Origin of the sequence: Megasphaera sp. UBA4233, from assembly GCF_002395615.1 — a bacterium.
GTDB classification, from domain to species: Bacteria; Bacillota; Negativicutes; order Veillonellales; family Megasphaeraceae; genus Megasphaera; species Megasphaera hexanoica.
This window is the reverse complement of record NZ_DGXL01000019.1, coordinates 51,176-57,881: the sequence shown is the minus strand read 5'-3', so window position 1 is coordinate 57,881 and position 6,706 is coordinate 51,176. Positions and strand designations below refer to the sequence as shown.

The 6,706-nt window shown below is 41.6% G+C and carries 5 protein-coding genes; 3 read left to right on the top strand and 2 right to left on the bottom strand.

Annotated elements, in window-relative coordinates; translation table 11 throughout:
* Window positions 1-48: 48 nt before the first annotated feature.
* Window positions 49-1,566 (bottom strand): alanine/glycine:cation symporter family protein, encoded by a 1,518-nt coding sequence (locus B2U90_RS05235; RefSeq protein ID WP_150824642.1) that lies wholly within the window; start codon window positions 1,564-1,566, stop codon window positions 49-51.
* 182 nt (window positions 1,567-1,748) lie between these two features.
* On the opposite strand from B2U90_RS05235, the gene B2U90_RS05230 reads away from it, so the two are divergent.
* Together B2U90_RS05230 and B2U90_RS05225 are read left to right on the top strand one after the other, a co-directional pair.
* Window positions 1,749-2,942 (top strand): trans-sulfuration enzyme family protein, encoded by a 1,194-nt coding sequence (locus B2U90_RS05230; RefSeq protein ID WP_059075418.1) that lies wholly within the window; start codon window positions 1,749-1,751, stop codon window positions 2,940-2,942.
* 216 nt (window positions 2,943-3,158) lie between these two features.
* A complete protein-coding gene (locus tag B2U90_RS05225; RefSeq protein WP_292017283.1) occupies window positions 3,159-4,619 on the top strand; it encodes an alanine/glycine:cation symporter family protein in 1,461 nt (486 codons plus the stop codon).
* A 91-nt stretch (window positions 4,620-4,710) separates the two neighbouring features.
* Here the strand turns inward: B2U90_RS05225 and B2U90_RS05220 are convergent, their stop codons facing one another.
* Complete coding sequence (locus B2U90_RS05220; protein WP_292017282.1) at window positions 4,711-5,961, bottom strand: dicarboxylate/amino acid:cation symporter; 1,251 nt, start codon at window positions 5,959-5,961, stop codon at window positions 4,711-4,713.
* Between the two features lie 283 nt (window positions 5,962-6,244).
* Between B2U90_RS05220 and B2U90_RS05215 the strand changes: the two genes are divergently transcribed.
* Window positions 6,245-6,667 carry a hypothetical protein gene (locus tag B2U90_RS05215; RefSeq protein ID WP_059075421.1) on the top strand — a complete coding sequence of 141 codons (423 nt, stop codon included), beginning with the start codon at window positions 6,245-6,247 and terminating at the stop codon, window positions 6,665-6,667.
* Window positions 6,668-6,706 lie beyond the last annotated feature (39 nt).

Below are 6,706 nucleotides of genomic sequence, written 5' to 3'. Positions count from 1 at the left end.
AAATTTTATGAGTGGCTTATATACATTTTATAAAAGCACTATGCAACTTTACTTGTTAGCGTGAGCTTTGGCATCAATTTCACGGGCTCTCTGCCGGATTGCTTCTTCCTGAGCAAAGACTTCCGGATCATCTTCATAAAAGATGCAGAAATCAGGATCTACTTCACCAATACCCATATACCGGGCTTTATAGTCTTTCAGTAATGCCCAGAATTTCTTACGCAATACCAACAATCCCAGTAAGTTTGTAGCAACCGGAGCAATCAATGTAATATTAACGATTGTCCAGAAAAGATCCGGGCCGTTGCCAGTATAAACAATAGAACCAACAATGATTAAATTTGGAATTGGATATACAAATTTGAAAATTTTTACTAAACGGTCGCGAAGAATCGGGCGGCTTCTAAAACCATGATTGATGACAGCTACATAGAATGTAAACCAACCACTCGTTACGGTAATCCCGAAGAGAATCGCTACGATACCAAGGAAGATATCCCCACCAAAACCGAAAGCCGTTTCAAAAGCGGCAATACTCAGAGATGCCCCTTTAATACCAGAGTCCCAAACGCCTGTAGCAATAACACACAAAGCAGTGAGGGAGCAAACAATCATCGTGTTTACAAACACGTCGAATGATGCCCATAAAGCCTGACGTACTGGATGCGGAGTATCAGCAGATCCATAAATAAAAGGAGAAGAACCCTGCCCAGCTTCATTGGCATTAATGGAACGAGCAACGCCATCACCAATAACTTTGGCAATAGTGGCACCGGCAAAACCGCCAACAGCTGCAGTGCCTGTAAAAGCATCATGGAAAATCAGATAAAACATATGTGGAATATTCTGATAATTAAAAACGATCAAGAACAAACATCCTACGAGGTATAACAAACATTTAAAAGGAGTTGCGTATTTTTCAAATTTTGCTACACCGGGAATTCCGTGGTAAATGACATAATACAATAAAGCCGTATATAACACTGTAACCAGCATCTGGTCAATACCAAAACTTGTTTTTAAAATTTCTGAAATGGTGTATACCTGGGAACCACCTAAAAACTGAGCAACAAAACCTATCCCAAAGAGAACAGCCAGAACCGTGCCAAATTTACGATGATGCAATTCATGAGCAATCCCTTTTTCCAGCATATAAGTGCCACCACCGTAATATTCACCTTTTTCATTACGGCTGCGGTAATAACACCCTAAGGTCGTTTCAACCATTTTGACCATCATGCCAAAGAAAGCCCATAACCACATCCAGAATACGGCACCCGGTCCACCAGTAGCAACAGCTGTTGCTACACCACCGATGGTTCCCATGCCGACGTTACCGCCAACAGAAACACAAATCGCTTCAAATGGAGAAACATGGCCTTCCGACTTTTGATGGGCATCCTTGCTGAACATACTCATAAACGTGTTCTTTATAATATGTCCAAAATGAAAAATCGTAAAAAATTTAGACCCTATCGTAAAATAAGCCCCTACAAAAATAACGAATGCAATGAATGGAATGCTCCAGAAAAAATCGTTTATAGCATTCAGCGTATGTGCTAACATATGCACTACCTCCAGTTCAGATAAAGTTGTCCCAACTTACAAATGCATTTGTCTTGTGGCTCTAATCTTAAACTATATAGCTACAATAGAGTCAACGTGAAAAAACAGACATTTTGACATTGACTCTATTGTGGCTATAGACAATATACTGGAGACACGTCAAATACAGGAGGTCTTACAACATGTTTAAACAAACAGACAAAAAATTCAGTTTCGGTACAGATGTTCTTTCAAAAGGCATCTACATTAATGAACCGGCTACCAACCCGGAAGCCACTCCTATTTATATGACTACAGCCTTTAATGTAGAAGACCTGGATGATTTACAAAAACGTTATGATGAACATGGTTTTTGCTACAATCGTAATCGCAATCCAAACCGCAGCGCATTAATCGAATTAATGACTTACGCAGAAAATGGTGAAGATTCTATTGCTTGCAGTTCCGGCATGGGCGCCATTGCCACCACAATTATTTCCAACGTTAAAGCGGGCGATCATATCGTGTCTGACATGACGCTCTACGGAGAAACGATTGATATTTTCACAAAAGTTTTGAGTCATTATGGTGTAGAAACGACATTCGCCGACTTTACGGACATTGACAGTGTAAAGAAAGCTATCCGTCCGAACACCGCTCTTTTATACACGGAAACCGTATCCAATCCGATGATTACCGTACCAGATCTTAAAGCAATCGCAGATATAGCGCATGATAATAATGCGATTTTTGTAGTAGATAATACATTCATGACTTGTGTCCAGTGCCGTCCACTCGATCTGGGCGCTGATATTGTCGTCAATAGCCTTACTAAATTTGCTAATGGTCACAGCGATGCCGTATGCGGTTCTGCAACCGGTAAAGCTTCTCTCATAAAGAAGGCCTATGATTTACAAGTGTTAATTGGCACGCAGGCAGATCCATTTTCAAGCTGGCTCGTATCGCGGGGATTCCGTACAATCCAGCTTCGTGTCCGCCAGCAGGCTAAAAATGCTACTGCCCTGGCAAAAGCATTGGATGCCAGCCCTTATGTATTAAAAGTAAATCATCCCAGCCTCCCCAATCATCCACAGCATGAATTAGCTGCCAAACAGTTTAATGGTTTTGGTGGTATGCTGAGCATCGAACTTCCTGAAGATCGCGATAAAATGAATAAATTTATGCGTGCTCTGAGTTTTGCTCATTATGCTATGACCTTAGGCGGTTACCGGACAACTTTATCGTATCCAGTCATGTCTTCCCATTATGATGTACCGCGGGAAGAACGACTTAAGATGGGTATTACCGATGGACTTCTCCGAATTTCCTGCGGCATAGAAGAAACAGATGATTTAGTCAATGATTTCCTGAATGCGTTAGAAATTGCATATAAATAAAAGGTACTCTCTGTAACAGCAGCGGGGTTATAACAATTATTTAAAATAAAATGTTATAACCCTGCTTCTTTGCAGCTATATGTATGCAAAAATATCATACTTATTTTTCATTTTTATTGTTTATGATTTTTTATTATCGTTTATCTGATTATATTATTTATGCAGGCATAAACGCGTATTATTGCCAAAAGCATGAATAACCCAGGAGGTTACGATATGCTATACAATATTATCACCGGAATAAATGCCTTTCTCTGGGGATGGCCCTTTATTATTTTTATTATTTTTATTGGTATTTATTTCATGTATGCAAGCCGATGTTTTCCTATTTTCCACTTCTGTCATATTATCAGACACACAATTTGTTCCCTCTGGAGTTCCGAATCAAAAGAAACGTTTTCCAAGAGAAAAGGGACTGTTTCCCCCATCGAGGCCGGCTGTATTGCTATTGGCGGTGCCGTAGGCTGTACCGCTATCGGAGGCGTTGCCACTGCCGTTGCTACTGGTGGTCCCGGGGCAATTTTCTGGATGTGGGTATGGGCAGTACTTGGTATGATCATCAAGTGTGCTGAAACCTCCCTGGGCTGTTACTATCGTTATAAAAATGAAAAAGGGGAATACTTTGGGGGCAGCGTATACTTTATCGCAGATGGCATTGGAAAGGACATGCATTTTCCAACCATAGCAAAATATCTGGCACTACTCTTTTCATTCGGCTTCGTCGCTCAATTTCTTGGTGGATCCCAGGTATTTACTATTGCCGAAATATTGAACCGTTCATTCGGCTTCGATATGATTATCATAACTCTTATCTATTCTGCCGCTTTGTTTTATATCATTTTTAATGGAGTACCGCGGATTGCATCTTTTGCCGTCCGGGTTGTCCCATTTATGTGCGTTCTTTTTATACTCTTCGGCCTTGGCGTCATCGTTGCCAATATAGAACAAGTCCCCCATGCTTTTTATCAAATCTTCACTTGTGCCTTTTCTGATACGGCACCTGTTGGTGGTTTTGCCGGAGCTACGGTTATCCAGACAATTAACGATGGATTAGCCAGATCCATTAATTCCAACGAAGCCGGGCAAGGATCCAGTCCTCTCATATATGGGTCTGCTGATACGGTTCATCCAGTCCGGCAAGGGCTTTGGGGCAGTTTCGACGTATTCATCAATACCATTGTCATCAGTACGATAACAGCACTCTCTGTATTAGTAACGGGAGTCTGGGATTCCGGCCAGTTCGGTGCTACCCTGACAATCATGGCTTATAACAGCGTATACGGCTATCCTGGCGTCGTGCTAATTGGTCTGGTCGCCGTATTATTTGGTTTGACAACGACCACAGGCTGGTTCACTTACTATGTTTCTATTATTCAATTCGTCTTCAAAGATCATCCTCATTTCCGCGATCGCATGACGACGCTTTTAAAGTATTTATATCCTCTGCCTAACATTATTATTGTATCTTCTATCGTTTTAACGGGAAATGGCCCTGATTTATTCTGGACTCTGGTAAACATCACACTCGTATTCCCTGTAGGATTTAACTTGTTAGCTTTATTTTTCCTAAGGAACAAATTCAAAGATTTGCTAAAAGATTATAAAGCCCGTTATATGAATATAGGAACGGTAAATCCATCATTTAAGATATTCCGCAATACGCCGCCAGATAAATAGGACAAACATTTATTATTCCTATTAAAAAGGACTCCCATTCCAGCTATAGTTTACTGAAATGGAGTCCTTTATTTATGAGCATTTTCAAATGTTACAATTTTTCTTCTCTAAATTCTTTATATAATCTATTAAACTTATCTTTATTCAGTTCTTTTTCCCAGCAGGATACGACAACCGTTGCCATGCAGTTGCCACATACGTTACAGATGGTCCGGATCATATCGAGGATGCGGTCAATTCCCAGGAGAATGGCTACTCCTTCTGTGGGCAGGTTGAAGGCGGCAGCTGTCGCGGCGACGACGATAATGCCGGCACCGGGGACACCGGCAATGCCTTTGGTGGAAAGCATGAGCGTCACCATGACCAGAAGTTGTTGCTCGATAGGCATGGCGATGCCATAAAGCTGGGCGATAAACAAGATTCCTGCCGAGCTGTACAGTGTCGAGCCATCAAGGTTAAAAGAGTATCCCGTCGGCATGACGAAAGTCACCGTCGCTTCGGGTACGCCAAGACGGTGGAGACGTTTCATCGCGCCGGGCAAAGCCGCTTCACTGCTGGCAGTAGAAAAGGCAAGGAAAAGAATATCTTTCAGGGCCAGAATCAGGTGGAAAAAATTAATTTTTGTAAATACACTGGCAATCGTGGCTACAATGGCAATAAACAACGCCGTGGCCCCAGCGACAGAAAGAATCAGTTTTCCCAGTGGAATCAGCATGGCTATACCATAACTGCCTACCGTATACGCAATCATGGCAAAGACCCCCAGAGGGGCAAAATGCATGACATAGTTAGTCACTTTGAACATAGCTTCTGCCACACTCTGACAGAAATTGACGATGAGCGTCCCCTTTTCTCCAATATGGGCAACGGCAACGCCAAAGAAACAGGCAAAGAAAATAATCTGGAGCATATCCTGCCGTGCAGCAGCATCGACAATATTAGTGGGGATAATGTGAAGTACATACTGCACCATGTCAATGCTATTCTGTCCTGCCGCCGCAACTGCATCCGAACCAGCCGTGGCTGCCGACAAAGGCACGCCCACGCCGGGTTCCGTCACATTCATGACAAATAAACCAATAGCCAGGGCAATGGTCGTCGCAAATTCAAACCAAATAATAGCCTTTCCGCCCAGACGTCCCAATTTCTTAAAATCGCCAGTCCCGGCAATCCCCATAACGAGGGTGCTGAAAATAAGCGGTACGACAATCATCTTGATCATCCGCAGGAACGCATCGCCAAACGGCTTTAAATGACCTGCCAGATCAGGAACCACATATCCCATGAGCGCACCCAGTGCCAATCCCAAAAAAATCTGTGTACTCAGCCCTATTTTCTTCACGCTATATCTCCTTATAAAATACGGTTACAATTACAAGCTCTTTCATTTTATAGTATTTCTTTCTAGTCTACAATATAAATTTTGATATCAAAAGAAGAAATATATTATGAAAGTGACGAATGCCATTATTATGTTATATAAAATATCAAAAATAATGTATTCCTGACTTTTTACCCTAAATTTTACGGAGAAACACAGAACGCTTATTGCAAATCCTAGTGATTCGTGTTATAATATTTGTAAATAACAAATAAAAAATATTAATTAAAAAGAGGTGTCAATTATGGATACGTTTGACAACATTGCCCAGTACCCAATTTATTTTGCTCCCGGCTGTCAGCTCCTGCAGTTACAGCCTACAATGGTTTCTGATGTGTATGATTACCTGCGCCGTCTCTTTGGCAACAAGATTCGTCTCTATACCCGCTGCTGCGGTCTTGACGATGCAAATCAGCACGATGAAGAAGCCGTTTTTATCACCTTGTGCGATACGTGTTTCAAAATCTATGGCAGTACGTATGCCAATCTCCACATGCGCGACTTCTGGGATGTATATGATGAATATAAATCCATTTATCCCTTAGGTGATAAAGAAGACGAATTGAGAAAAGCTCTTAAATCAACACTTTGTGATTATACCCTTCCCCAGAAAGCTTTGAAAAACTGGATGGAAGAATGGAAAACTTGGAGCACAAAAGAAGATTAACCCTTGCATTTATCTCAGTAACCTGTTATAATGTGTTCG